Genomic DNA, 26,185 nt, shown 5'->3' on the forward strand with positions numbered 1-26,185 from the left:
CCCGCATGTTTCCGCACGTTCCCACGTTCGAACGATCTCGCGATTCTCACGCTCTCACGACGGGGCGAGCCGGCGTTTCCGACGAAGCTGCCGACCCGCGAGGTGGAGCGGGCGCAAGGAGGGCACCATGCCTAGAGGCGACAAATCCAGCTACACGACCAAGCAGAAGCGGCAGGCCGAGCACATCGAAGAGGGGTACGAGAAGCGCGGGGTCTCCGAGGAAGAGGCCGAGCGGCGGGCCTGGGCGACCGTCAACAAGATGACCGGCGGGGGGAAGAAGTCGGGATCGGGGGTGGGCAAGCCAGTGAACAAGGAGCCGGCGAAGAAGGGGGGCCGCAAGGGAGGCGCCGCGTCCAAGGCGCGGCCGGCCGCCGCGAGGAGCGCGGCGGCGAAGAAGGCGGCCGCGACCCGCAAGCGGAACGCCGCGGCGAGCGCCGGTCGGACCACGGCCGCGAAGAAGGCGCCGGCGAGGGCGAAGAAGAGCGCCGCGTCCAGCGCTCGCTCGCGCAGCTCCTCGGCCACGTCGACGAGCGGCCGCTCCCGCGCCGCGCAGGGCACGGCCCGCCGCGGCGGTGCGGGGGCCTCACGCAAGACGACCTCGGGGGCGAAGACCGGAGCGCGGCGCGGGGCCTCGCGCAAGACGACCTCGGGGGCGAGGACCGGAGCGCGGCGCGCCGCGAGCGGGTCCTGACGCCCCGGCAAGAAGAGGAGAGGGGGCGACCATGCAGGAACTTCAGAGCAACGGAGCGACGAATGGCGAGGGCGGCCTGCTGGGCGACGAGTCCGGGCCGCAGGTAGAGAGCCGGAGAGGGCGCGCGTTCCTCACGACCCTTGTCCGGGAGCTGTTTCAGACGGAGCGCTCGGCGATGATCCACCCGCGGATCGAGGCGGAGCGCCTCGGCGATGTGCCGCCGGCGCACGCCATGCGGGCGGTCTCGACCCACGCGGAGGCCGCGCTTTCGGAGGTCCGCCCGCTCCTCCGCGAGCGCGGGCTGCCCATCAGCGCGGGCGGCAGCATGGTGGGAGAGGCCTTCTCGGCCTTGCGCGATCACCTCGCCGATCACCTGCTCAGCACCGAGAGGTCCTACCGCGGCACGCTCCTCGGGATGCGGCACGGCGTCGACCTCGTCGAGCTGCTCCAGTACGTCGCGACCGTGGAGGGCGACACACCCCTCGCCGCGTGGTGCGCGCGCTGGCTGTCGATGCGCAGGCCTCTGGTCGAGGCGGTCGCCGACGAGCTCGCGTGGTTCGCGGCGCGCCCGATGCGCGCGACGCGGGCGGCGAAGGACGACGTCGCCGCCCACCTCCTCCGGGGCCTCGTGAACGGCATGGAGCTCGCGGCGCAGCGGCTCCGCCGCCTCGTCACGTTCGCGGGTTGACTCCCGCCGGCCGCGCGCGGAGACACCCCGGCGCTGGGCCGCGCGCGGCGTCGCGCGCTGCGTCGAAGCCGAGGAGGATGCGCAGTGGAGCAGGGGATTCCGACGTGGGGCACGCCTATCGAGCTCCTGGAGAGCCACGGGCCCGGCGTCTCGAGCGCGCTGTTCATCGCGGTCGTCGGGTGGACGGCCGCGGCCTGGGCCGCGCGGAGCGTGCGGTCGCTCGGCAAGAAATGGACGCAGGTCGACGCGACCCTCATCCCCCTGCTGGCCAGCGTAAGCCGACTCACCATCTTGACGGTCACCGCCATGGCCGTGCTCGAGCGCTTCGGCGTGGACACGAAGAGCCTGTTTGCCGTGCTCGGCGCCGCGGGTCTGACCGTCGGCCTCGCCCTCAAGGACACGCTGTCGGACGTGGCCGCCGGGCTGGTCTTGCTCGTGCTCCGTCCGTTCGATGTCGGCGACGCGATCGAGGTCGACGGGACCTCCGGCGTCGTCGACGCCATCGACGTGTTCCAGACCAAGCTGACGAGCTTCGATGGCGTCCCGATCACGCTGCCGAACTCCAAGGTCCGGTCCGCCAAGATCCAGAACTTCACCCGGGCGCAGCGCCGGCGCATGGACCTCACGATCGGCGTGAGCGCCACCGCCGACATCGCTCACGCCATCGCCACGCTGCGGGACGTCCTCTCGAACGAGCCGCGCGTGCTGCCGGAGCCGGCGCCGTCGGTCGACGTTGTCGAGCTCGCGGACGAGAAGGTCAACCTGCTCGTCCGCGCCTGGACCCTCCCCGCCGACTTCTTCCCGGCGCGGCTCGAGCTCACGCGCCACTTCAAGGAGCGGCTCGACGCCGAGGGGATCGTCGTCCCGATCCCCCAGCGCGAGCTGCATATCCCCCTTCGCGAGCCGGAGCGGCGCTCTACCCCGTTCCTCTGAGGCGGCGCGCGCGTTCGAGAGGGCCCGGAGGCGACCCCGCCGCGCCGCCTCTCGCCCCTGCGCCAGGTCAGGGCGTGCCCATCAGGAGATAATACCAGGTGCCCACCTCGATGGCGTTCGGGTGCGTCCCGCTCACCCGGGTCAGCGTGCGCGTGAAGATCTTCTTGTTGAACGCAAGGCCGTTGCTCGGCGCCTGCGTATTCACGTACCAGGCGGCCGCCATCAGGGCCGATGTCTGGTTGTCCTTCTCGAACAGGACTCCCATCTTCACCTGGCTGTCGTCGGGGCTCGGCAACCGGTAAAGGTACCCGGTGCGGGTCCCCGGGACGGAGCGCGTCCCCTGCGTCCAGTCGCCCTGGGTCGGGTTCCGGGGGGCCGTGAACTGGTTGCTCGGGCTCACGACGTCCAGGAACGCGTCGAGCGCCGGCGCCGTGAAGCTCGGGATCACCTCGGACGTGAAGGTCAATGTGTTCGAGAAGGTGAGCGTGTTCGCCCACCGCCAGTACTCCGTCTGCGCCTGGAAGGTGAGCTGGCCATTGGAAACACCGTTGCTCCCGAGGGCCACGATCCGGACGAGATCCGCGTTCGAAAAGATCCTGAGCCTCACGTCCGGCGGGATCTGGTCGGTCACACCGGAGCCCGGTTTGGCCTTCGCCGGGCTGCGCGTCGAGATGGAAGCGCCGGCGGCGGGCGCACCGAACGTTGAGTCTGCATCGTTGCTCATGGTTGCGCTCTCTCCTGGGATGACGATCACGACAGCATCGATCGCAGCGCGCAGGCCCTGCCCAGCCCGCGCTCCGGCGGCGGCGCGGTCGCGCGTGTGTGTTCACGACGCGCGACCCGCGCGGCCTCACCCGGCGTCGACGAAAGGAAACCTGGATCCTCCCGGCCGCGGCGTCGATGACAGGCGGTCACGCGCGAGGGCCGGCGCGCTCCGGCCGCGGCCCGATGTTCAGTACCGGACCACCTCGACCGCCTCGGTGCCGAGCCGGATCTGCCGCGACGTCGTCCGGCGCTCGACGAGCGAGCCGGCGTCGAGCACGCCCGCGCGCGCGAGCTGCTGGCGGGCGCGGAAGACGTTGACGTTGAGGTGATGGAGGTCGAGCCGCAGCTTGCCGAGCAGGTCATCGACGTAGCGCCACCCGCGCTCGGCCGGGGGCAGCCCGGTCTCCCGGTCGCGCAGCCGGGAGCGCGCCAGCATGAGGAGCAGCTCGTGGTGGGCGCGCGCGGCGAGCTGGATGACCTTTTCCCCCTGCACCAGGGCGACGGTGATGTGCTCCTCGTCGTGGCTCACCTCGAAGCGCAGGACGGTGAGGCCGAGGAGCTTGGGGCTCGCCGCGCTCGACGCGGTCGTCGGCACGACGGCGTCGAGCGCCTGCGGCGGGACGCGCAGGACCCAGGCGCCGCCGGCCTCGATGCGCTCCTGATCCACGGCCGGGCGCGTGCTCCCGTCGATCTCGATCTGCCAGACGCCGTGCTGATCCTCGAAGAGCGTCACCCGGGGGTCGGCGGCGTCCGGCAGCGCGAGCAGGCCCTCCTCCGCCGGGCGCACCTCGCCGGTGAGCTCGGCCCGCGCGCTCGTGACGGGCGCGCCGGCCTCCTCCACGGTCCAGCGCTCGGCGTCGCCGCCGAACACGAGCTCCGTCCCCGCGTCGAGCGCGACCCGCTCGGCGGACGTGAGCCGCCGGCCGCTGACGTGCGTGCCGTTCGTGCTGCCGAGGTCGCGGATCCACCAGCGAGCCCCGTCCCAGAACAGGACGGCGTGCTCGCCGGAGGCGCAGCGGTCCCGGAGGCGCACGGCGCAGTCGCGCGCTCGGCCGACCCGCGCGCGCGCCGGGAGCGTCACGCGAACGCCGTGGGCTTCATGCTTCAAGACCGCCATGGATGCAGCGTAAGATGCTGCCGCCGACCACATCAACGGCGTCGAAGGCAAGGCCCCCATGAGCGATCCCGCGGCACTCCTCAGGAAGCTGGCGGGTGAGCTGCACCTGTCACCCTCGGCATGCGCGGAGATCCAGCGGGCGCTCGCCGAGCACGCCGCGCGCAGCCTCACGGAAGAGCTGCCGGCGACCGTGGTCCGGGACGCGCCGGCGGCGCCGAGAAGCGCGCCGGGGCCCAGCGGGGAGGCGCCGGCGGCGGCCGGGGGCGCGCCCGGGCTGACCGGGGACGCATCGGCGGCGGCCGAGCGCCGCCCGAGCGCCGCGCCTCCGGCGGTCCACGCGCCGGTCGCGGCGTGGCCCTGGGACCGTTACGAGGATCTCGGGCTCATCGGCCGCGGGGGCATGGGCGAGGTGCGGCGCGTGCGCGATCGCGTGATGGGCCGCGTGCTCGCCATGAAGCTGCTGCGCATCGAGGGGCAAGACGACGCGGACGGCCGGGCGCGCTTCCTCGACGAGGCGCGCCTCACGGCGTGCCTTCAGCACCCAGGGATCGTCCCCGTCCACGACTGCGGGATGCTCCCGAACGGCCAGCTCTGGTTCACGATGAAGGAGGTCCGCGGCCGCACGCTGAGCGCGCTGATCCGCGCGCTCCACGCCTCGGGCGAGGCGGGCCCCTCGCCCGAGGCGCTGCGCCGCGTGCTCGACGTCTTCGTCCGCGTCTGCGAGGCCGTCGCGTACGCGCACGGCCAGGGCGTCCTCCACCGCGATCTCAAGCCGGACAACGTCATGATCGGCGAGTTCGGCGAGGTCCTCGTGATGGACTGGGGCATCGCCCGCGCGACCGCGCGCGGCGCGCTGGCGGACGCGCTCCCGGACAGCGGCCACCACACGCACGTGGGCCTGGTCCTGGGGACGCCGGTCTACATGCCCCCGGAGCAGGCGCGCGGCGAGGCCGAGCAGCTCGGGCCCCCCAGCGACGTGTACGCCCTCGGGGCCGTCCTGTACGAGCTCCTCTGCGGCGAGCCCCCGTTCCGGGGGACGGCGCTGGCCGTCCTGGCGCAGGTGGTCCAGCGGTCGCCCGAGCGGCTCGCCGTCCGGTGCCCTGACCAGATCCCTCGGGATCTCATCGCGATCTGCGAGCGGGCGATGGCGCGCGAGCCGCCTTCGCGTTACGCGAGCGCCGAGGTGCTCGCCGCGGAGATCCGCGGCTTCCTCGACGGCGCCCGCCGCCGCGAGCGGGCGCGCGCCCTGGTCGAGGAGTCGCGCGCGCTGGCGCCGCAGATCGAGGGCCTGCGTGCGCGCGCCCGGGCCCTCCGGGCCGAGGCGAAGGCGGTGCTCGGGCGCCTCGACTCGTTCGCGCCCGCCGCCGAGAAGGCGCAGGGGTGGGCGCTCGAGGACGAGGCGCGCGCGCTCGACCGCGCCGCCGCCCTGGACGAGGCGACCTGGCACCAGAAGCTCCGCGCCGCGCTCAACGAGGCCCCGGACTTCGACGAAGCGCACGCGGCGCTCGCCGACGCCCACCTGGCCGATCTGCGGGCCGCCGAGGAGGCCCGCGACGCCGAGGCCGCGGCGCGCGCCGAGGCGTTCCTCAGGGCGCACGCGCGCGAGCGGCACGCGGTCTTGCTCCGCGGCACCGGGGCCCTCTCGCTGCGGACCGACCCCGAGGGGGCGCAGGTCTGGCTGCTCCGCTATGTCGAGCAGGGGCGCCGGCTTCGCGCCGAGCCCCAGGGCCTCCTCGGTCACACGCCGCTCTGCGAGGTCCCGCTCGCGCGCGGCAGCTACCTGCTCTCGATCCGCGCGCCCGGGTACCGCGATGCGTCGTACCCCGTGAAGATCGGCCGCGGCGAGCACTGGGACGGCGTGCGTCCGGGCGGCGCGGAGCCGTTCGTCGTGCCCCTCCTGCCCTCGGAGGCGCTCGGCGAAGAGGACGTCTACGTGCCGGCGGGCTTCTTCTCGGCCGGCGGAGACCCGCAGGCCGGCGACGGCTTGCCGGCGTGCCGGATCTGGGTCGACGGCTTCGTGGTGCGGCGGCACCCGGTGACGCAGGCCGAGTACCTCGCCTTCCTGAACGATCTGCTCGCGCGCGGGCGCGAGGCGGAGGCCGCGGCGGCGTGCCCGCGCGCGGCCCGCGCGATCGCCGGCAACGTGGACATCCCGCTGTTCGCGCGCGACGGGGACGGGCGCTTCGTGCTCGGCCCGCAGGCGCGCGCGGAGCAGGCGCGGCACCCGGTCGCCTCGGTGGACTGGCGCAGCGCCGTCGCCTACGCGTCCTGGCTGGAGGCGCGCACCGGCGCGCCGTGGCGCCTCGTCGGCGAGCTCGAGCGCGAGAAGGCCGCGCGCGGCGTCGACGGGCGCTTCTTCCCCTGGGGGGACGAGCCCGAGCCGACGTGGGCTTGCATGGTGGGCGGCCGCCCCGGCCCCGCGAGCCCGGCGCCGGTGGACGACCATCCGACGGACGAGGGCCCCCACGGCGCCCGGGGCCTCGCGGGCAACATCCGCGACTGGTGCGCCGAGCTGTGGATGCCCGACGGCCCCACGGTGGTCGACCGCATCGCGCGCCTCCAGCCAGCGGACGCGGCGGCTCCGGGGCTCCGCTCGATCCGCGGGGGCGCGTGGAGCTCCGGGCCCCCCGCGGTGTGCCGCGCGGCAGGTCGCTTCGCCGCGCGCCCGGAAGATCGCTTCAGCGCCGTGGGCTTCCGTCTCGCCCGGCCAGTCGTCGCTGGCGGGTAGCCGGCGGTCGCCGGCGCGCAGGGGGATGCGGTCGGACGCGGCGACCGGCCGTGTTTGGCTGCTGAGCCCGCATCGCAGCGCTGGCGCCGGGGAACGGCCTGGTATCAGACGGCGACAGACGGCGACAGACGGCGGATGTCGCGTTTGCACTCGAGCGCTAAGGTCGTGGGGACAGCCTGTGTCCACGAGGTCCATGCAGAACACGGATTCGCGTCAAGAAACGGCGGAGCTCTCCGAAGCGGCCTCGCCCGCGGCGGCAGAGTCCGCTGCGGCGCCCCTGCAGCGCGGCGAGGCGGGGGCTGCGCGGCTCGATCAGGAGCGCCTCGCGCTGCACGACTCCCCCGCGGACCGCGCGCTGGTCGACGCCTTCTTCCAGGCCACGACCGCGGGGCTGGCGGTGATCGACCGCGATCTCCGCGTGGTGCGGCTCAACCAGGCGCTGGCGGACATCAACGGGATCCCCCTCGAGGCGCACCTCGGCAGGACGATCCCCGAGCTGCTCCCGGAGATGAGCGACGTGATCGTCGCCAATCTCCGGCGCGTCCTTGAGACGGGCGAGGCGTTCACCGCCGAGGTGACGGGGACGACGCGGGCGTCGGAGCGACCGCGCTCCTGGCTGGTCAATTACGCTCCTGTACGGGCGAATGGCGGGCCCGTCATGGGTGTGGGGACGATCGTCCTCGACATCACCGAGCGCAAGCAGACGGAGGACAGGCTCCAGGAAGAAGGGGAGACGCTCGAGCTGCTCAATCGCGCCGGCAAGCAGCTCGCCGCCGAGCTGGATCTCGAGAAGCTCGTGCAGGCGGTGACCGACGCGGCCACCCGCCTGAGCGGCGCCCAGTTCGGCGCGTTCTTTTACAATGTCACGAACGCCGAGGGGAAGAGCTACATGCTCTACACCATCTCTGGCGTGCCCCGAGAGCACTTCTCCGGGTTCCCGATGCCGCGCAACACGGCCGTGTTCGCGCCGACCTTCAACGGAGAGGGCGTGGTGCGGCTCGACGATGTCACGAAGGACCCGCGCTACGGGAACAACGCCCCTTACCACGGGATGCCGAAGGGCCACTTGCCTGTCGTCAGCTACCTTGCCGTGCCGGTGGTCTCCCGTTCGGGGCATGTCATCGGCGGGCTGTTCTTCGGGCACTCCGAGCGGGGTGTCTTCACCGAGCGGGCGGAGAAGCTGGTGGTCGGCCTCGCGGCTCAGGCCGCCATCGCGATGGATAACGCGCATCTGTTCCGGAAGGCGCAGCAGCTCATCCAGGCGCTCGAGCGGAGCAACAACGAGCTCGACCGCTTCGCCTACGTGGCGAGCCACGACCTGAAGGCGCCGCTCCGCGCCATCGCGAACCTCTCGCAGTGGATCGAGGACGATCTCGTGGACAAGGCGACGCCGGAGACGCGCCAGTACATGGAGCTCCTCCGCTCGCGCGTGGTCCGGCTGGAGGCGCTCATCGACGGGATCCTGCGCTACTCGCGCGCTGGACGCCTCCGCGACAAGCCCGAGATCGTGGACGTCCAGAAGCTCCTCGAGGACGTCGTCGCCCTGCTCACCGTCCCTGCGGGCGCGTCGATCGAGGTCGCGACGGGCATGCCGACGCTCCTCGCCGAGCGGATCCCGCTGGAGCAGGTGTTCCTGAATCTGATCGGCAATGCGCTGAAGTATGCCGAACGCCCCGACGTGCGCGTCGATGTGCGGGGGCGGGCGCTGGGCGATCTCTGGGAGTTCTCGGTGAAGGACAACGGACCCGGGATCGACCCGCGATACCACGGGAAGGTATGGGAGATCTTCCAGACCCTGCACGCGCGCGACAACATCGAGGGGACGGGCATCGGGCTCGCGATCGTCCAGAAGATCGTGCTCAGCAAGGGGGGGCGTGTGTGGGTCGAGTCCGAGCAGGGCGCCGGCGCCACGTTCTTCTTCACCTGGCCTCGGATGGAGACGGACGGCGGGCTCGGCATGCGCTGAGGAGCGCCGGCTGTGGCGCGGCGCGCGCGGCGCGAGGCGAGCGTGGCAATCCGCCACGCTCCGCGCCGCCTGACGGAGCCGGAGCGTCGCGGCCGCTCGCCGCGGGGCGGTGGCGCGCGATCTGCTTTCTCGCTGTCGGGTGGGCATGGGCCCTTGCCCCATGCCGGGAGCGCGACGGTGAAACATCGATCCATGGCGATCCTCCTGAACTGCTCCTCCCGGTCGAACCGCGCGGCGGCGCAGCGCGCGCGGCTCGGGGAGCTCCTGAAAGAGAGCGGCCTCACGGCGGAGGTGCTGTGCGCCGAGAAGGGGCAGCAGCTCGGGGAGCTCGCCCGCCGTGTGGCGCGGGGGCCTTGCGACCTCGTCGTGGCCGGCGGCGGCGACGGGACGGTGAACACCGTCGCTGCCGCGATCGCCGGCACGGACAAGACGATGGGTGTCCTTCCGCTCGGCACGGTGAACCATTTCGCCAAGCACCTCGGCGTTCCGCTGTCCCTCGAGGGCGCCGTGCGCACGCTCGTCGAGGGGCGGCGCGTCCGGGTCGATGTCGGCGAGGTCAACGGCCGGGTCTTCGTGAACAACTCGACGCTGGGCATCTACCCGGGCATCGTGCGCGCCCGCGAGGCGCTCCGGAAGCGGCGTGGGCTCAACAAGTGGATGGCCCTGGCGCTGTCGACCATCTCCGGGATCCGGCGGCACGAGAGCGTCCGTCTCCGGCTCGTCCTGGATGGGCAGGAGGTCGAGCTGGAGACGCCGTTCGTGTTCGTCGCGAACAACGATTTCAAGCTTGGCGACGTGGACATCGGCCGCCAGCGCCCGCCGTGCTCGGGTGAGCTCGGTGTGTGCGTGGCGCACGCGGAGAGCCGCCTCTCCACGATCAAGCTCATCGCCAGCGCGGCCGTCGGGCGCATTCATCAATCGAACGATTTCAGTATCCTACGAACGACGGAGCTCCGGGTGGAGGCGCCCCACCGGCGCCTCCATGTGGCCGCGGACGGCGAGGTCCTCAGGATGACGCCGCCGCTCTGCTATCGCGTGCGGCCTGCAGCGCTGCGCGTCATCGTGCCGCTGTCGTCCGAGCTCCGCGCGGGCTCGCGGCGGCAGGAGGACCCGCCTCGCCCGGTCGCGGCGCTGGGGGGATGAGGCGCCGTGCGCACGCTCGTGCACCTGTCGGATCTGCACTTCGGCCGCGTCGACAAGGCCATCCTCCGCCCGCTGATCGACAGGATAGGGGGGCTCGAGCCGCACGTGGTCGTGATCTCCGGCGATCTGACCCAGCGGGCGCGCGACGCCGAGTTCGCCGAGGCGCGCGCCTTCCTCGACGCGCTGCCCTCGCCGCAGATCGTGGTGCCTGGCAACCACGATGTCCCGCTCTACAACCTGTTCGACCGGTTCTTCCGCCCGCTCGACAGGTACCGGAGCCACATCACGGACGACCTCTCGCCGTTCCACCTCGACGCGGAGATCGCCATCCTGGGCATCAACACCGCGCGCTCGCTGACCATCAAGGAGGGGCGCATCAACGCGCGGCAGGTCGAGGGGATCAAGGCGAGGATGTGCGAGCTCGGGCCCGAGATCACGAAGATCGTGGTCACGCACCACCCGTTCGATCTGCCGGAGAACTCGCCGCATGCGATCGTCGGGCGCGCGAGGCAGGCGATGGCGGCGCTCGCGGGCTGCGGCGTCGACGTCATCTTGTCGGGGCACCTGCACCTCAGCCACACGGGGCACTCCGCGGAGCGCTTCGAGGTCGGCGGCCACTCCTCGCTGATCGTCCAGGCCGGGACCGCGACCTCCACGCGTGGCCGGGGCGAGCAGAACGCCTTCAATGTGATCCGCGTCGATGGGAAGAAGATCCATATCGAGCGGTATTTCTGGCAGCCGGGAGGCGGCCTCTTCGGGGTCGCGAGCACCGAGCATTTCGAGGAGACGTCGCGCGGCTGGGTGCGGGCGGCGTAGGCAAAAGAGAGTCTTCTCCTTGCGCCTTTGCGACCTTGCGCCTTTGCGCGCGGCGGCCACGCCGCTCGCTTGAATCTCGCGCGCTGCGCGCCGCGGTGGGCGTAGCATGGGGTCACGTTGGCCCCGCCCCGCACAAAGAGCTCGTCCCGTGAACGCTCTGGCGTGCCGCCCGTAGCGCTGCCGCGCCCAGGGAATGCCAGGATCGCGCTGATCGCCCTCGTCGTCGCGGGAGCAGTCGGCCTGACGTCCTGGTGGACCGCGCGGCCTGCGGGCGGCCCCGAGGGCTCGCCGCCCAGCCCGACCGCGCACAGCGGCGCCGTCGAATCCGGGGCGCGCCCGGGCGCGGCCGTCGAGGGCATCGCCGCGCGCTACCGCATCACGCCGGCGAGCCCTGCATGGAAGAGGATTCACATCGATCGGGGGCCGTCCGCGCAGGACGGGAGCGTGGAACTCGCGTTCCTTCACGAGCCTACGTCCGCCTCGCTCTCGGTGAAGGTGCTTCCCGTCGCCAACGAGGCGCTCACCGCGGATGACGTCGCGAACACCTTCGTGCAGAGGATGCGGGATGGGATGCCCGGTCTGGACGAGACTCGCCGCGAGCCGTTCCCTGGCCGCGCCGCGGGCGGGGTGGTCGTCCACGCGCGCGATCAGAAGGACGCGCGCCGCGTCGAGCTGATGACGGGCGTCTTCGTCCAGGACCAGATCGGCTATCACCTGGCCGGCATCGTCCCCGCGGAGGCGATGGCCAAGGTGCGCCCGGACATCGAGGCCATGCTTCGCTCCTTCGAGCCGCCGCCGCCCGAGCCTCCCCAGCGCGCGCTCCCCGAGCGCCCCCTCGCGCTCCCGGCTCCGCCCGAGCCGCCCGCGCAGCGCGATGGCCACGATCTCCGCAAGAACGAGCCCGCGCGGCTCTTCATGGAAGCGCGGAGGGCTGCCGCGCACGGCGATTACCAGGCCGCGGCGCAGATCCAGCACTGGGCCGTGGCTGGCGGGGTGGACGGGAGATACGACCTGGCGTGTTATTACGCCCGCACCGGGCAGATCGACGCCTCCTTCCACTGGCTGGAGCGCGCTGCGGTCGAGGAGGGCGTCGACCCGGACTGGGCGGCCCGGGACTCCGACCTGGAGGCGCTGCGCAGCGATGCGCGATGGGCGACGGTCTATCCCTACCTGGCGCGGGCCGGGCGCTACTGGGGGCAGTCCGGGATCAAGAAGACGCTCCTGGTGCTCCCGAAGGGCTATCGCACCGGCAAGCCGATCCCGGTCGTGATGGGCATGCACGGCCTGGGGTCGCAGCCGGAGGATTTCATGGACGAGAGCGTCCAGCGCGCCGCCGACGCGCTCTCGGTCGCCTTCGTCTCGGTGAGCGGCACCCTGCCGCGCGGACCACGCAAGTTCGTATGGTCCGAGTCGCCCGCGCGCGACCGCGCGCGGCTCGACGAGGCGCTCGCCGAGGTGCGCGACCGGGTGACCGTTGCCCCCGGCCAGGTGATCCTGATCGGCTTCTCGCAGGGCGGCCAGATGGCCGCCGAGATAGCGGCCCGGGATCCGCGCCACTACGCCGGTGCCGTCGTCATGTCTCCCGGGTCCGTCACCGAGCTCTCGCTCGGCGGCGTGCCGCGCTCGCCCGAGCTCGCCCAGCGCCGCTGTGTCGTGGTGGTCGGCGCCGGCGAGTCGCCGGGCAACGTCCGGCTCGCCGAGTGCGACGCCACGCGGCTGCGCGCGCTCGGCGCCGAGGTCTTCCACAAGCCCTACGCCGAGCAGCAACAGCACTCCTTCTCGCCGGACTTTGACACCGCGCTCCCGATCTGGATTCGCTACATCCTCGGCACGGGCCCGAGGCCCCGGTAGCCCGCGACCCGCCAGGCGCGTCCCGCTCGCGGTCGCGCACGAGAACGACGCGCGCTGCGATCCGACAGGCACGTTATCGCGAGGATGGGTGCGGGCGGCGTAGGCTTGACGCGAGCGGCTCCTGCCGTGGAGAGGGCGGGATACGCTTGCGACGTGAAATGGGCGATCTCTGGAGAATGCGCGCCGTCTCGTTCTTTGCGAGAGGGGTGAAGATGAGTTTTCCAAGCTGCCGGTTGTGCTGGGCGCGGATGCAGCGCGAGCGTGGTAGCGCTGCCGAACATTGACAGCGCACCGATCGCCAGCAAGATTCCTCTCGGGCGGATGAACAGCGGGAACGGTCGAGAACGCGTGATGGCGTCGCGCGTGCGTCGGCGCGAGCGCAGGTGGTCTCGGGGGAGGTCAAATCATGAGAAAGCTGGCGGTGACCCGGCTGGTGATCTTCGTGATCCTGCCGGCGGCCTGTGCGCAACCGACCGAGATTGTCTCTCTCGAGGAGCGCGGGGAGGAGCGAGCCGCGATCATCGGCGCTGGCGCCCGTGCAGACAACACGCGCGTGGCGGTCGTTGCGACGCGCGGGAAACGCGGCGACCAGTGCAGCGGCACCATCGTCCACCGGAGCGCTAAAGGTGGCGAGGTCCACGTGCTCACCGCAGCGCACTGCTGCAAGGACTCGTCTCCTCCCAAGGAAATCCGGATTGGCTTCGATTACGACGAACCGTCGGTCATTCTCCCTGTCGACTCGTTCGATCGTCATCCATGTTACGATGATCGCGGCACGACGCTCTATGGCTATGATGTCTGTGTCGTGACGGCCAGAGGCTCGGACGCGCTCAATGTCACCCCGATCCCGCTCGCATCGGCGCCGGACGAGCTCACGGTCGGCGGCGCCGTCACGCTCGTGGGTTACGGCATCACCCCCGTGACGAACTCGATCCGCCGGAAGATCGAAGCGCACGTCAGCGACGTCGCGCCGCTCACGTTTCTCACCGATCAGACGAACGAACGAGGCGGTCTGTGCTACGGCGACAGCGGCGGTCCCGCGCTGATCCCCCAAGGCGGCGTCGAGGTCGTCGCTGGTGTCATCACGTTGGTCGCCGGTGGCGAGCTCTGCAACGTCGCGGGTGGGTTCGCGCGCGTCACCTTTCCTGGCATCCGCGACGAGTTCCTGGACAAGGTGCTCGCCGGCAAAAAATCGAGGCTCCAAGGCCTCTGGATCCAACGCAGTGGCGACACCCCTGGTCCAGTCCGCGATACGTACATCGCGAGCGACCAGCCCGAGCAGAGCTTCGGCGAGCGGGCTGACCTGCTCGTTGGGACGCCGCCCAGCACCGACGCGCTCCGCAGCGCTCTGCTCCGCTTCGAGCTCGCCGCGGTCCCCCGAGGGGCCACGCTGCTCACGGCCCGCGTCGGGCTCCGGGTGGCGAGCACGAGCGGGCCGGGAACGATCAGCGTGCACCGCGTGGTGAGGGATTGGGACGAAAGCGAGTCCTGGGCGTCCTTCGGACCGGACGGGTTCGACCCCACCCCGGTCGCGACCTCCGGCAACGAGGCGGCCCGCGTGAAGGCTGAAGGGGTCCTCTCGTTCGACGTGACCGGGCTCGTGGCGAGCTGGCTCGGCGGCGAGACAGACGATCACGGGATCCTGCTCCGCGCGGACGATGGTGAGCAAACCCAGCTCCTCGCCAGCGATGCAGCCCTCTTATATCACCCGAGCCGTCCGTGGATGCACCTCTGCTATCTGCCGGGGCCGCCCTGAGCGCTGTGCTGTGGCGGCCCGGAGCTCTTCACCCGGGAGACCGCGGCCGCGCCCTCCGCCTTCGCCGTGCCGCGCATCAGGTCCGAGCTGAGCGGGGCCGCCGATCCTGCTGGGCGCGGGGTGCAGCGCGAGCGCGGCAGCGCTGCACGATCGATTGACGATGCCCGAACCGCCACCAAGATCCTCGCGGGCGGATCGACCGCGGCAAGGCTCGAGAACGCGAGGCGGCGGCGCGCGCGCCGGCCGAGCGTCGGTGTTCTGGGGGAGGTTGAATCATGAGAACGCTCATCGTGGCCTGGATGGCTATCTCGGCGCTCTTGCCGGCGGCCTGCGCGCAACCGACCGAGAACGGCTCGCTCGAGGAGAGCGGGGAGGAGCGGTCAGCGGTCGTCGGCGCCGGCGCCCGCCCGGACAGCACCCACAGGGCGGTCGTCTCCCTGCACTCCGAGGATGCGCGCTGCAGCGGCACCATCGTTCGACGGAGCGCCGACCGCGACAAGGTCTACGTGCTCACCGCCGCGCACTGCTGCCGGGAGTCCTCTCCGCCCAAGGAGGTCCGGATCGGCTTCGATCTCGCCGATCCGTCGCTCGTTCTCCCTGTCGATTCATTCCAGAATCACCCGTGCTTCGATGAACGCGAGGGATCGTTCGACCGTGACTACGATGTCTGCGTCGTGACGGTCAAAGACGCGGGCGCGCTCGAGGTCACGCCGATCCCGATCGTGTCGGCGGCTGACGGCCTCACGGTCGGCAGCGATGTCACGATCGTTGGTTACGGCACCTCCCCGGCGACAAACAACCTTCGCCGGAGGGCGAAAGCGCGGGTCAGCGAGGTCACGCCGCTCTCCCTCGCCCTCGGTCAGACGAACGAGCAAGGCGGCGTGTGCGCCGGCGACAGCGGCGGACCCGCGCTGATCCCGCAGGGCGGCGTCGAGGTCGTCGCTGGTGTTACCTCATCTGCTGCTGGCCTCGGGCTCTGCGACATCACGGGCACGCTCGGGCGTGTCGCCTTTCCTGCCATCCGGGACGAGTTTCTCGATAACGTGCTCGCCGGCGAGAAATCCATGCTTAAGGGCCTCATCATCCAGCGCCTTGGCATCTCCCTCGGCCCGGTTCTCGATACCTACATCGCGAGCGATAAGCCCGATCAGAGCTTTGGCGAGCGCGCCGTGCTGCTCGTGGGGGCACCGCCGAACACGAATGCGATCCGCAACGCCCTGCTCCGCTTCGATCTCACGGCGGTCCCCCGAGGGGCCACGCTCCTCGCGGCCCGCCTCGGGCTCATGATAGGGAGCACGAGCGAGCCGGGGACGATCAGCGTGCACCGCGTCGTGAAGGAATGGGACGAGAGCGAGTCCTGGGTCTCCTTTGGAAAGGACGGGTTCGACGCCACCCCGGTCGCGACGTCCGGCAATCAGACCGCCAGCGTGAGCACCTTCAGTATCCTCTCGTTCGACGTGACCGGCCTCGTGATGGATTGGCTCAGCGGCAAGAAGGAGGATCACGGGATGCTGCTCCGCGCGCGTGATGGCGCGCAGACTCAGTTCCTCACCAGCGAGATCGCGCCGGTGACCGCCTCGAGTCGGCCCTGGATGCACCTCTGCTACCTGCCGGGGCCGCCTTAGCGCCGTTTCCCCGAGCTCGTCCCAGGCCCCACCGCCCACGGCAGGCACCCAGAGAGGGAGTTCGCCGAGGGGGATGGGCCGATGTTTGTCTGGTCTGTCTGTTGGATCAGTCAAGTGAGCGGTAGGCGCCCAGAGAGGGGGGTCTCCGCGCGGGGTGGGGGATGGGCCGATGTTTGAGCCTGAGTCATCTTTCCTCCGGCGGAGCCGGAGGAGAGATGACTCAGGCGAGTTCGGCGGGGCCCCCACCCCGCGCGGAGACCCCCCTCTCTGGGCGCCGGGCGACCCGGCAAGACCTCACGCCCACCGGGACAACGCCCGCGTCACCGTAGCCGCCCGGATCCTGTCACCCCATCACGCCAGCCTTCCGAGCTCCCGGAACCGCCCGCGCAGGTCGTTGTAGAGCCCCCGGTACACCGCGTGGATCTCCCGGTACCGCGCCGAGCGCGCCGCGTCCGGCGTGACCCGGGACACGACATGGACGAACGCGTCCGCGGCCTCCTCGACCGACGAGAACAGCCCCGCGCCCGCCGCGCCGAGCAGCGCCGCGCCGTAGGCCGGGCCCTCGGTCGACGTCGTGATCGCCACCGGCGCCTCGAAGACATCGGCCATCAGCTGGCGCCAGAACGGGCTCCGCGCCCCGCCGCCGGTCAGGCGGATCTCGTCGATCGAGACCGCCGACGCGCCGTTCGTCTGGCCCACGCCGCGCATCAGATCCAGCGAGTCCGCGAGCCCGAACGTGATGCCCTCCAGCACCGCGCGCGAGAGATCGGCCTTCGTCGTGCGGGCGCTCAGCCCCACGAACGCGCCGCGCGCCGCCGCGTCGTTGTGCGGCGTGCGCTCGCCCATCAGGTACGGCAGGAAGACGACGCCGCCCGCGCCCGGGCGCGCCGTCGACGCCGTGTCCGAGATGATCTCGTACGGATCGACCTTGCGGAGCTCGGCCGCCATGCGCTCCCCGTCGCCGAGGACGTCGCGGTACCAGCGCAGCGCACCGCCGGCGGCGAGCATCACCCCCATCAGGTAGAAGCGGCCCGGGACCGCGTGACAGAAGCTGTGGAGCCGCATCTCGGGCTCCACGATCCACGAGTCGGTGTGCGCCAGGATCACGCCGCTCGTGCCGACCGACGCCATCGCCCGGCCGGGGCGCACGATGCCGAGCCCCACCGCGCCCGCCGCGTTGTCCGCGGCGCCCCGCACGACGGGGATGCCCGCCGGCAGCCCCGTCGCGGCGGCGACCTCGGCCGTCAGCTGGCCGAGCGGCGCGTTCGAGGGCGCCGACCGCGGGAACACCGCGCGCGGGACGCCGACCGCCGAGAGGAGCTCGGCGCTGAAGGAGCGATCCCCGGGCGAGAACGCCAGCGTGCCGCTCGCGTCGCTGTCGTCCGTCCCGAGCTCGCCCGTCAGCCGCAAGCCCACGAAATCCTTCGGCATGAGCACCGCGCGGACGCGGGCGAACGCCTCGGGCTCGTTCGCCCGCAACCAGAGCAGCTTCGGCAGCGTGAACCCCTCGAGCGCGCGGTTGCCGACCAGGCGCGCGAGCCCCGCGTCGCCGACCTTCGGGTTCGCGCGGATGGCCTCACACTCGGCCGTGGTGCGCGTGTCGCACCACAGGATCGCAGGCCGGATGACCGCCTGCGCCTCGTCCAGCAAGACCGCCGAGTGCATCTGCCCCGTCAGCCCGATCGCACGCACGTCGTCGCGGCGCGGGCCGAGGGAGCGGGCGAGCTCGCCGAGGGCGCTCAGCGCCGCCGCGGCGAAGTCCTCGGGATCCTGCTCGGCCCACCCGGCGTGCGGCGTGGAGAGCGGGTATTCGCGGTGCGCCGACGCGACCGCCGCGCCGCGCTCCGTTTCGACTGCGATGGCCTTGAGGCCGCTGGTCCCGACGTCGATTCCGATCACGATGGCCATGGAAAGCGTCCTTTTTGCAGTTTCGTCTACTTCGGTGATCTTCGTAATGACTCTTAACTAATCGAGAAAATCGTAAGCTTTGTGAGCGCGAAGGCCGCGCGGCTAGAACACGACCTGGAGCTTCATGGGCGCGGTGCCCTTCTTCATCATCTCGAGGCCGCGCGGGAGCTCCTCGACCGGCATCGCCTCGGAGAGGAGCTTCCTCACGTCGATCGCGCCGCGCTCCATCAGCTTGAATGCCCGGTCGTACGTCCGCCTGATCGCGAAGCTGCCGATGATCTCGAGATCGCGCCGGTAGATCTCGAACGGCGAGATCTCGACCTTGTCCTGCGGCCCACACACGCCGAACACGAGGTACCGGCCGCCGTTCTTGACGTACTGGACCGAGTCGCCGAGCACCCGGGCGATGCCCGTCGCGTCGATCACGACGTCGAAGCCGTAGGGCGCGATCTTCTTGAGCTTCGCCTGGAGCGCGTTGTCGGCGAGCACCACCTCGGTGGCGCCGTGCTGGCGGGCGAGATCGAGCTTCGACTCGACGACGTCGACCACGGTGACCGCGGCGGCGCCGTTCGCGAGGCTCGCCTGGAGGTGGAGCTGGCCGATCGGGCCGGCGCCGAGGACAAGGACCTCGGAGCCGATCTCGATGCGCGCGCGATCCTGCCCGAAGACGACGCACGCGAGCGGCTCGCAGAAGGCGGCCTCACTGAACGAGACGCGCTCGAAGCGATAACAGTTCTTCGCGGGGACCCGGACGAGCTCGGCGAAGCCGCCGTCGCGCGTCACGCCCACCGCGTTCCACTTCAGGCAGTGGTTCTGCCGGTTGATCATGCAGAAGTGGCACTCTTCGCAGGTCACCGTCGGGTCGACCATCACCCGATCGCCGGGCCTGAGGCCCTCGACCTCGTCGCCCACCGCCGCCACCTCGCCGGCGAGCTCGTGCCCGGGGATCAGCGGGAAGGTCGGGAAGAAATCGCCCTCCCAGATGTGCACGTCGGTCCCGCAGATGCCGCACGCCTTCGCGCGGACGAGGACGTCGCGCGGGCCGATCTGCGGCGGGGCGACGTCATGGCGAACGGCGATCTTCTTCACGGCTTCGAGCACGGCAGCCTTCATGCGAGACCCTCCTTGGGAAGGTCGCATAGGCGGGCCAGCGCCGCGCGTCGAGGGTCGAGGGCCGCCGGCTGCGCCCGCACCGCCTCGCGCAGCGCCGGGGACCGCCCAACGCGGCGTCGCACGACGTCGCGCAGGGCGGCCTGACGCGGGATGTCAGGACTTCGTGGCCGGCTTGGACGGGGAGATCGTGCGCCAGAGGAACGCGTAGACGTCCATCAGATCGCGCGGGGCGAGGCCGCGCTCGCGCAGGCGCCGCTCGAGCTCGCGCGCCAGCGATTGCATCCGGGCATACCCCTCGGCGCTCGGCGCGCGATCGTAGGCGAGATTGAAGCCGAGCACGGCGGCCTGCTTCTCGTAGAAGGAGGGCTTCACGAAGACGTGCTCGCCCGGGTAGACGAGCGCGCCGAGGATCGTCACGAGCGGCCACGTGACGACCTTGGCCGCGGCGAGCACGCCGGCCAGCCGGTCGAAGCGCGCGGCGTAGTCGCCCGCGCCATAGAGGAGATCCACGACCGCCTCGGCGTAGGCGCGGTGGTGCTCGGCCGGCATCTTGTTGAAGGGGATGAGATCGCCGAGGGGGTGCAGGAGGCCGGTCGCGGCCTTGTGGACCTTGGTGATCCGCTCCATGAAATCGTTCAGGTTGCCCGCCGCGAGCAGCGCCTCGAGCTCGCCCTTGGCGAGGAGCGCGCGCGCGGTCTCGATGGCGCCCTGCTTGAAGGCCTTGCTCTTCTTCTTCGCCCCGCTCGCCGGGCCCTCGGCCCCCTCGCCCCCGGCGGCGCCTCGTTCCTCGGCGATGAACTGCGGACCCCCGAACCCACCCTCGAACTGCGACTCGAAGCTCGCGACCTGCTCGTCGAAGCTCGTGACCGGCGGCGCGACGACGCGGGCGCGCTGCTTCTTGGCGGCGGCCGACGGCCGGTCACGGAGACCGCGGATCCTGGCCTCGAGCGCGCTCGCCTCGTCGTCGCCGAGCTGCACCGGCTCGAGCTTCGACCAGAAAGCCTTGGCGATGGAGTGATTGAGGCCATCCTCGAAATCGTAGAAGCGCTTTTCGTCGCGCTCCTCGACGAGGTATCCGAGTCCCCATTGGGGACACCCCGGGTGCTTGACGATGATCGGGGCTGAGGGTTCCGTTGAACGAGAGGTCGCCATAGGCGGCGCAGCCTACTCGATCTTGGGACGACCGCACCCGCCCCGGAGCCCCTTCTGGACCCGTGTTCAGGTGCGCCGCGCCGGCCCATGCGGGCAGGCCGGCGCTTCGGGTCTCAGTTGACGTCGCGCGTCGCCGAGGCGAGCGCGAGCTGCTGGAGCGCGAGCGCCTCGGTCACGCGGCGCACCCGCGCGACGACGTCGAGGGTCTCCAGCACCGTCTGCCGCTCCCGCGCGTCGAGGATGAGGTGGTGGGCGCAGAGATCCGCGACGAGCGACGTGGCCGCGTCGCGCGGCAGCCGGAACTCGAAATTGCTGTCCCGATCCCGGACGAGCGCCGCGAACGAGGCCGCGGTGGAGATGAGCGCGGCGTGATCCTGGGCCGAGACCTCCCCGGGCTCGTCCTCGAGGACCGTCGCCGCGGCCGTGCGGTACGGCGGCACGAACGGGCGCTCCGCCAGGCGGACCCGGGCGCGGCCCCGCAGCATGATGTTGTAGCGGCCCCCGGGCAGCTCGGCGTGATCGATGATCTCGCCGGCGCCGGCCACCTGCGCGATGGCCGGGTGGCCGTGCGCGTCGATCGCGCGGGGGTCCGTGATGAGGACGACGGAGAGGATGCGGTGCGTCCCGAGGGCGTCGCGCACGAGCGCCCGGTAGCGCGGCTCGAAGATGTGGAGCGGCAGCAGGGCGCCGGGGAAGAGCACCGTCTGCGGCAGCGGGAACAGCGGCAGCTCGGGCAATGCCCCACTGAGGTCGCCCGGGCGCGGAGGCGTCGTATCCACGGGCCGCAGGGTAGCACGCGGGGGGTGGGGTGTGGCGGCGCCACGTACATGCACATCGGGCTCGGCGGTCCGCCGTCGCCGGCCCGCGTTCTGGCGCGCGTTCCGCGGAGGCGAGCGCGGCGCGCCGTCAGCCGAACATCTCGATGGCCGAGCCGGTGACGGCGTCGGGGGCGTCGAGCGCGGCGTACACGAGGAGCCGCGCCACCTCGTCGGCGCTCATCTGCGGGGGGAACCCGCTCCCGACGAGCATGTCGGTGTCGACCGAGCCGGGGAGCACGGCGACGGACTGGAGCCCTGTCCCGCGCAGCTCCTCGGCCAGGCTCTTCGAGAGGCCGATGAGGCCCCACTTGGACGCGGCGTACGAGGCGTTGCCGGGGCACGCGAGGGTCGAGGAGATGCTGCCGACGTGGACGAGGCGGCCGCGCCCCTGCTTCAGCATGGCCGGGAGGAACGCGCGCGAGATGAGGAAGGGGCCGCGGAGGTTGACCGCGATCACCTCGTCCCAGGCGGCGGGCGCGGTCTCATGGACCTTCGCGCCGCGGCTCACGATGCCGGCGTTGTTGACGACGACGCGGGGCGCGCCGAGCCACGCCACCACCTCGGCGGAGGCGCGCGCCACCTGCTCCTCGGAGGCGACGTCGCAGGGGACCGGGAGCGCGGCGACGTCGAGGCGGCGGACCTCGTCGGTGACCTCGTCGAGGCGCGGGCTCGGCGGGCCGAGCAGCGCGATGGAGAGGCCGCGGCGCGCGAGCGCGAGCGCCGTCGCCCGGCCGATCCCGCGGCTCGGCCCGGTGACGACCGCGACGTCGGTCACGCCCTCCCCCCGGAGAGCGCGGCGAGGGCGAGATCGCGCTCGGGGCCTGGCTCGGCGAGCTCGCCGGCGACGGCGAGGGTCTCGATGAGGGCGCCCGCCTTGCGCTCGCCGCGGGCGATGAGGCACGTGTGCGTCAGCGTGAGCCTGCACAGCGCGCCGCGCGCGCCGAGCTCGCGGACCAGGAGCTCGACGAGCTGCCCGCCGATGCGCTCCTGCAGGGTCAGCCGCCGCGCGAGCGCGTCGAGGACGTGCGCGAGCGTGCCGATGCCGGCGACCCGCGCGCCCGGCAGGTAGACGATGGTGCCGGTGCCGTGCCCCGGCAGCAGGTGGTGCGGGCACATCGTGGTCACGGCGAGATCGCGAGCGACGACGAGGCCGCGCTCGAAGGGGCCTGTCTCCATGGCGCCCTCGCGGAGCACCGCGGCCGCGTCGATGGCCTCGCCTTCGATGAGGTCGTCGGCCCACGCGTCGGCGACCCGCTCGCCCGTGCCCGCGAGGTCTCCCTCGACGTCGCGCCCGAGGGCGCGGAGGAACTCCTCGATCGCCCACGCCGCTCTCTTCCGATCGATCACCAGGGGCCTCGTCAGTTGAGCAGCTGCCGGCGCCTCTCGGCGGTGATCGGCTTGCGCCCGGCGTAGCCGGCCTCGAGCCCGTGGTAGTGCTCCACGGCCGGCTCGCCGTAGCGCCAGCAGAGCCAGACGAGGGCGCCGTCGAGGCGCCCGTAGAAGTCGCAGAGGCCGATCCGCTGGTCCTTCACGACGACCCCGAGCTCCTCGATCTCCTGCCACCCGGACTCGTACGCGGCGATCTTCTCCGAGAGCTCGCGCTCGCGGGCCCGCGCCTGCTCGCTGCCGTTGCGCGCCATCTCGATGAGCTGATCCGGCGTCGCGGCCGGGTTCTGCACGGCCTGCACGAGCTCCTGCCAGCAGCGCTCGACGTCGCTCGCCAGGGCGAGCTGCCGGCCGATCATCGACGAGAGCCGCGGGACGAGCGCGTTCGCTTCTTCGATCGTCCAGATGCGGGAAGTGCTCACGGGACCTCACCTGAAGGGCGGCGCGACGACCCGGTCATGCAGGGCCGGTAAGCGGAGGAGAGTGCGGTGTCAAGGGCTTCTACGGAAGGAGCCGCCGCGCCCGCCGCATGCAGCGCGCGCTCCGCATGCAGCGCGCGAGCAGCGCGCGCGGCGAGGGCGCGCTCGGTGGGGCGTGGGGTCTGCGTGCGGGCGTGCGGCCGGCGCAGGCGCGTCCTCGCGAACGACAGCCAGCGTGGCCGCGATCACCTGCGTCGCGCCCTTCCTCTCCACTCGGCAATGTGTTGCGCGCGGCGTTCTGCAAGCGATAAGCTCGCGCGGCGATCCTGTCGGATCGCGAGGCCGCCGCATGCGACTCCGGACGATGTCGGGCATCAAGCTGTCGAATTGGCTCCTTGGCGGCTGGAGCGGGCTCGTCCTCCTCTACCTGTATCTGCCGATCCTGCTCCTCGTCGCCTACTCGTTCAACGACTCGCGGATGAGCGTGGTGTGGGAGGGGTTCACCTTCAAATGGTATCGGCAGCTCTTCGATGAGCTCGTCGCCCACCTGGGCGACGAGCGGCGGTCGCCGCTCATCGAGTCGCTGAGCAACAGCGTGATCATCGCCGCGATCACGACGGCGTTCTCGGTCGCCCTCGGCACGGCGGGCGCCTTCCTGCTCTACAGGTACAGGTTCCCCGCGCTCCGGTCGATCACGACGCTGATCTTCATTCCCATGATCATCCCGGAGATCATCATGGGGATCAGCCTGCTCATCTTCTTCAAGACGGTGGAGCTCGATCTCGGCTTCACGACGGTCATCATCTCGCACGTCACCTTCTGTTTCCCGTTCGTGCTGATCGCCGTCCAGGCGCGGCTCGCGGGGCTCGATCCGTCGCTCGAGGAGGCCGCCCTGGACCTCGGGGCGACGCCGCTCAAGGCGTTCTTCCTGATCATGGTGCCTTACCTTCTGCCCGCGATCATCTCCGGTGCGCTGATGTCGTTCACGCTGTCGATGGACGAGCTCATCGTCACCTACTTCACCCGTGGGCCCAAGTCCGAGACCTTGCCGATCAAGGTGTTCGGCATGGCGAAGGTCGGTCTGAACCCGATGCTGAACACGATCTCGACGGTGTTCATCGCAGCGACCGCGATGCTCGTCGTGATCGCCGAGTCGCTGAAGGGCACCGCGAGGCGGCTCCCCGACGAGAGCTGAAGGGGAGCGGCGCGCGGCGCGAACGCGGGGGCCTGCGCCGGCGCAGGCGAGACAAGGAAAAGGCCAATGAAACGCATCTCAGCGCTCTTGATACTGATGTTCGTCCCGCTCCTCTGCCTCCTCGGCTGCGGGAAGAAGGAGAGCCCGGCGCCGCAGCAGGCGGCCGCCTCGGGCAGCGCCCCAGCGCCCGAGCCGAAGCCCGGCGACGAGCTCAACCTCTTCGGGTGGTCCGAGTACGTCCCGCAGGAGGTCCTGGACGGCTTCACGAAGGAGACGGGGATCAAGGTCAACTACGAGACCTTCGCCTCGAACGAGGAGATGCTGTCGAAGCTCCTCGCGGGGAGCACCCGGTACGACCTCATCCAGCCGTCGGAGTACGCGGTCGAGGCGCTCATCCGGCAGAAGAAGCTGCAGCTGCTCGAACCATCGCGCATCCCGAACCTGAAGAACATCGCGCCCGCGTTCAGGAACCAGCCGCACGACCCGGAGCTCAAGTACTCGGTCCCGTGGATGGGCACGGTCGTGGGCATCGTCGTCAACACCCAGAAGGTGAAGGAGCCCGTGAAGGGCTTCAAGGACGTGTTCCAGCCGAAGTACAAGGGGCGCATCGTGGCCCTGAACGACAACCGCGAGATGGTCTCCTGGGTCATGGTGACGATGGGGATGAACCCCAACGACGTCACGCCCGAGAGCCTCGCGAAGGTCAAGCCGACCCTGGCGGAGTGGATCAAGCTCGTGAAGGTGTTCGACTCCGACAGCCCGAAGACGGCGCTGCTCAACGGCGACGTCGACATCGGCGTCGTCTGGAGCGGGGAGGCGGCCCTGCTCTACCAGGAGGACAAGGACAAGTTCCAGTTCGTCCTGCCGCTGGAGGGGACACACAAGGCGATCGACAGCCTGGTGATCCCCGACAGCGCACAGAACAAGATCGGCGCGGAGATGTTCATGAACTACATCCTCCGTCCGGAGGTCAGCAAGATCATCTCGGACAAGTTCCCTTACACGAACCCCAACGCGGAGGCGCGCAAGCTGCTCACGCCGGAGCAGCTCGCGAACCCGGCGAGCTACCCGCCGCTCGCGGGGATGGAGACGTTCCACGACATCGGCAAGGTGGCCGCGGACGTGGACAAGCTGGTGACCGACCTCAAGGCGTCGCAGTGAGCGGCGGGGCGTCATGAACACGGCCACCGGGCAGGTCGTCGAGCTCCAGGGCGCCCGGCGGAGGCCGGGCGTCCGCGGGTGGCTGCTGCTCGCCCCGCTCCTGCTCTGGCTCTTCGCCTTCGTCGTGGCGCCCACCGCGATCATGCTCGTCTACAGCTTCTGCGAGCGGGACGAGCTCGGGCAGGTGGTCTTCGAGCTCTCGCTGTCGAGCTACGCCCGGGTCTTCGACCCGACCTACCTCAAGATCCTGCTGAGCTCGATCAAGTACGCCGCCATCACCACGGCGATCTGCCTCGTCGCGGGCTATCCGGTGGCGTACTTCATCGGGCGGGCGAGGGAGGGCGTCCGGAACCGGCTGCTCATGCTGGTGATGGTGCCGTTCTGGACGAGCTTCCTCATCCGGACCTATGCGTGGATGTCGATCCTCAAGTCGGAGGGGCTCCTCAACGGGCTCCTCCTCTACCTGCGGATCATCTCGAGCCCCCTCGACATCATGTACACGCCGACGGCGGTGGTCATCGGCCTCGTCTACTCGTATTTGCCGTTCATGATCCTGCCCATTTACGGGAGCGTCGAGAAGCTCGACAACGCCCTGATCGAGGCGGCGTTCGATCTCGGCGCGGGGCCTGTGTCCGCGTTCTCGCACGTCATCGTCCCGCTCACCCGCCCGGGCATCCTCGCGGGCGTCCTGCTCGTGTTCATCCCGGCGCTCGGGATGTTCGCGATCACGGATCTCATGGGGGGATCGCGCGTGCCGATGATCGGCAACGTCATCCAGAACCAGTTCGGTCAGGCGCGCGACTGGCCCTTCGGCGCCGCGCTCGGCATGGCGCTCCTGCTCCTGTTCTCGCTCTTCTTCCTGCTCGGCCTGCGCAAGGAGCCGGAGGCCTGATGCGGCGCCGTCGCGCGGGGTGGCGCAGCGCCGCTCGTCTCCGCCTCTTCCGCCTCTTCCGC

General features: G+C 71.1%; 21 protein-coding genes and 1 pseudogene. 13 read left to right on the top strand and 9 right to left on the bottom strand.

Annotated elements, in window-relative coordinates; translation table 11 throughout:
• Positions 1-127: 127 nt before the first annotated feature.
• From WME73_RS50695 to WME73_RS50705, 3 genes and pseudogenes are all read left to right on the top strand, one after another.
• A pseudogene (locus WME73_RS50695) lies at positions 128-430 on the top strand (hypothetical protein); the annotation flags it as partial.
• A gap of 292 nt (positions 431-722) precedes the next feature.
• The gene (locus WME73_RS50700) at positions 723-1,379 is read left to right on the top strand and encodes a hypothetical protein (protein WP_437743459.1); all 657 of its coding nucleotides are present in this window, start codon (positions 723-725) and stop codon (positions 1,377-1,379) included.
• An 84-nt stretch (positions 1,380-1,463) separates the two neighbouring features.
• Positions 1,464-2,312: a mechanosensitive ion channel family protein gene (locus tag WME73_RS50705; RefSeq protein ID WP_437743460.1), complete on the top strand. Its 849-nt coding sequence runs from the start codon at positions 1,464-1,466 to the stop codon at positions 2,310-2,312.
• A 67-nt stretch (positions 2,313-2,379) separates the two neighbouring features.
• Here WME73_RS50705 and WME73_RS50710 read toward each other — a convergent pair whose 3' ends face one another.
• Positions 2,380-3,036, bottom strand: a complete 657-nt coding sequence (locus WME73_RS50710; protein WP_437743461.1) for a hypothetical protein — start codon at positions 3,034-3,036, stop codon at positions 2,380-2,382.
• Between the two features lie 228 nt (positions 3,037-3,264).
• Positions 3,265-4,194: an FHA domain-containing protein gene (locus tag WME73_RS50715; RefSeq protein ID WP_437743462.1), complete on the bottom strand. Its 930-nt coding sequence runs from the start codon at positions 4,192-4,194 to the stop codon at positions 3,265-3,267.
• A 58-nt stretch (positions 4,195-4,252) separates the two neighbouring features.
• Between WME73_RS50715 and WME73_RS50720 the strand changes: the two genes are divergently transcribed.
• The 7 genes from WME73_RS50720 (at position 4,253) to WME73_RS50750 (ending at position 16,079) form a co-directional block, all read left to right on the top strand.
• On the top strand, positions 4,253-6,922 hold the full coding sequence (locus WME73_RS50720) for a protein kinase domain-containing protein (RefSeq protein ID WP_437914320.1): 2,670 nt from the start codon (positions 4,253-4,255) through the stop codon (positions 6,920-6,922).
• Between the two features lie 193 nt (positions 6,923-7,115).
• A complete protein-coding gene (locus WME73_RS50725) occupies positions 7,116-8,888 on the top strand; it encodes a sensor histidine kinase (protein WP_437914321.1) in 1,773 nt (590 codons plus the stop codon).
• A gap of 177 nt (positions 8,889-9,065) precedes the next feature.
• Complete coding sequence (locus tag WME73_RS50730; RefSeq protein WP_437743465.1) at positions 9,066-10,031, top strand: diacylglycerol/lipid kinase family protein; 966 nt, start codon at positions 9,066-9,068, stop codon at positions 10,029-10,031.
• Positions 10,032-10,037: 6 nt separating this feature from the next.
• Positions 10,038-10,847, top strand: a complete 810-nt coding sequence (locus WME73_RS50735) for a metallophosphoesterase family protein (protein ID WP_437914322.1) — start codon at positions 10,038-10,040, stop codon at positions 10,845-10,847.
• A 162-nt stretch (positions 10,848-11,009) separates the two neighbouring features.
• Positions 11,010-12,698 carry an alpha/beta hydrolase gene (locus WME73_RS50740; protein WP_437914323.1) on the top strand — a complete coding sequence of 563 codons (1,689 nt, stop codon included), beginning with the start codon at positions 11,010-11,012 and terminating at the stop codon, positions 12,696-12,698.
• Positions 12,699-13,104: 406 nt separating this feature from the next.
• A complete protein-coding gene (locus WME73_RS50745; protein WP_437914324.1) occupies positions 13,105-14,454 on the top strand; it encodes a DNRLRE domain-containing protein in 1,350 nt (449 codons plus the stop codon).
• A gap of 275 nt (positions 14,455-14,729) precedes the next feature.
• Positions 14,730-16,079, top strand: coding sequence for a DNRLRE domain-containing protein (locus tag WME73_RS50750; protein ID WP_437914325.1), 1,350 nt, complete (start codon positions 14,730-14,732; stop codon positions 16,077-16,079).
• 351 nt (positions 16,080-16,430) lie between these two features.
• On the opposite strand, the gene xylB is transcribed toward WME73_RS50750, so the two are convergent.
• The 7 genes from xylB to WME73_RS50785 form a co-directional block, all read right to left on the bottom strand.
• Complete coding sequence (xylB, locus tag WME73_RS50755) at positions 16,431-17,987, bottom strand: xylulokinase (RefSeq protein ID WP_437914326.1); 1,557 nt, start codon at positions 17,985-17,987, stop codon at positions 16,431-16,433.
• Positions 17,988-18,089: 102 nt separating this feature from the next.
• Positions 18,090-19,100 carry a zinc-dependent alcohol dehydrogenase family protein gene (locus WME73_RS50760; RefSeq protein WP_437743469.1) on the bottom strand — a complete coding sequence of 337 codons (1,011 nt, stop codon included), beginning with the start codon at positions 19,098-19,100 and terminating at the stop codon, positions 18,090-18,092.
• 153 nt (positions 19,101-19,253) lie between these two features.
• Positions 19,254-20,252, bottom strand: coding sequence for a hypothetical protein (locus tag WME73_RS50765; protein ID WP_437714823.1), 999 nt, complete (start codon positions 20,250-20,252; stop codon positions 19,254-19,256).
• Positions 20,253-20,365: 113 nt separating this feature from the next.
• Positions 20,366-21,031 carry an LON peptidase substrate-binding domain-containing protein gene (locus tag WME73_RS50770; RefSeq protein WP_437743470.1) on the bottom strand — a complete coding sequence of 222 codons (666 nt, stop codon included), beginning with the start codon at positions 21,029-21,031 and terminating at the stop codon, positions 20,366-20,368.
• Between the two features lie 127 nt (positions 21,032-21,158).
• Positions 21,159-21,845 (bottom strand): SDR family NAD(P)-dependent oxidoreductase, encoded by a 687-nt coding sequence (locus WME73_RS50775; RefSeq protein ID WP_012241908.1) that lies wholly within the window; start codon positions 21,843-21,845, stop codon positions 21,159-21,161.
• A complete protein-coding gene (folE, locus tag WME73_RS50780) occupies positions 21,842-22,417 on the bottom strand; it encodes a GTP cyclohydrolase I (RefSeq protein WP_437914327.1) in 576 nt (191 codons plus the stop codon). The genes WME73_RS50775 and folE overlap by 4 nt, the downstream gene beginning before the upstream one ends.
• An 11-nt stretch (positions 22,418-22,428) precedes the next feature.
• Positions 22,429-22,878: a DUF2203 domain-containing protein gene (locus tag WME73_RS50785; protein ID WP_437743472.1), complete on the bottom strand. Its 450-nt coding sequence runs from the start codon at positions 22,876-22,878 to the stop codon at positions 22,429-22,431.
• 346 nt (positions 22,879-23,224) lie between these two features.
• Between WME73_RS50785 and WME73_RS50790 the strand changes: the two genes are divergently transcribed.
• The 3 genes from WME73_RS50790 to WME73_RS50800 all read left to right on the top strand — a co-directional run bounded on the left by WME73_RS50790 (position 23,225) and on the right by WME73_RS50800 (position 26,123).
• Entirely contained in the window at positions 23,225-24,070 is an 846-nt protein-coding gene (locus WME73_RS50790; RefSeq protein WP_437743473.1) for an ABC transporter permease, read from the top strand.
• 66 nt (positions 24,071-24,136) lie between these two features.
• Complete coding sequence (locus tag WME73_RS50795; protein ID WP_437743474.1) at positions 24,137-25,231, top strand: polyamine ABC transporter substrate-binding protein; 1,095 nt, start codon at positions 24,137-24,139, stop codon at positions 25,229-25,231.
• Positions 25,232-25,244: 13 nt separating this feature from the next.
• Complete coding sequence (locus tag WME73_RS50800) at positions 25,245-26,123, top strand: ABC transporter permease (RefSeq protein WP_437743475.1); 879 nt, start codon at positions 25,245-25,247, stop codon at positions 26,121-26,123.
• Positions 26,124-26,185: the final 62 nt, after the last annotated feature.

This window comes from Sorangium sp. So ce302, assembly GCF_051530145.1.
Lineage (GTDB): Bacteria > Myxococcota_A > Polyangia > Polyangiales > Polyangiaceae > Sorangium > Sorangium cellulosum_B.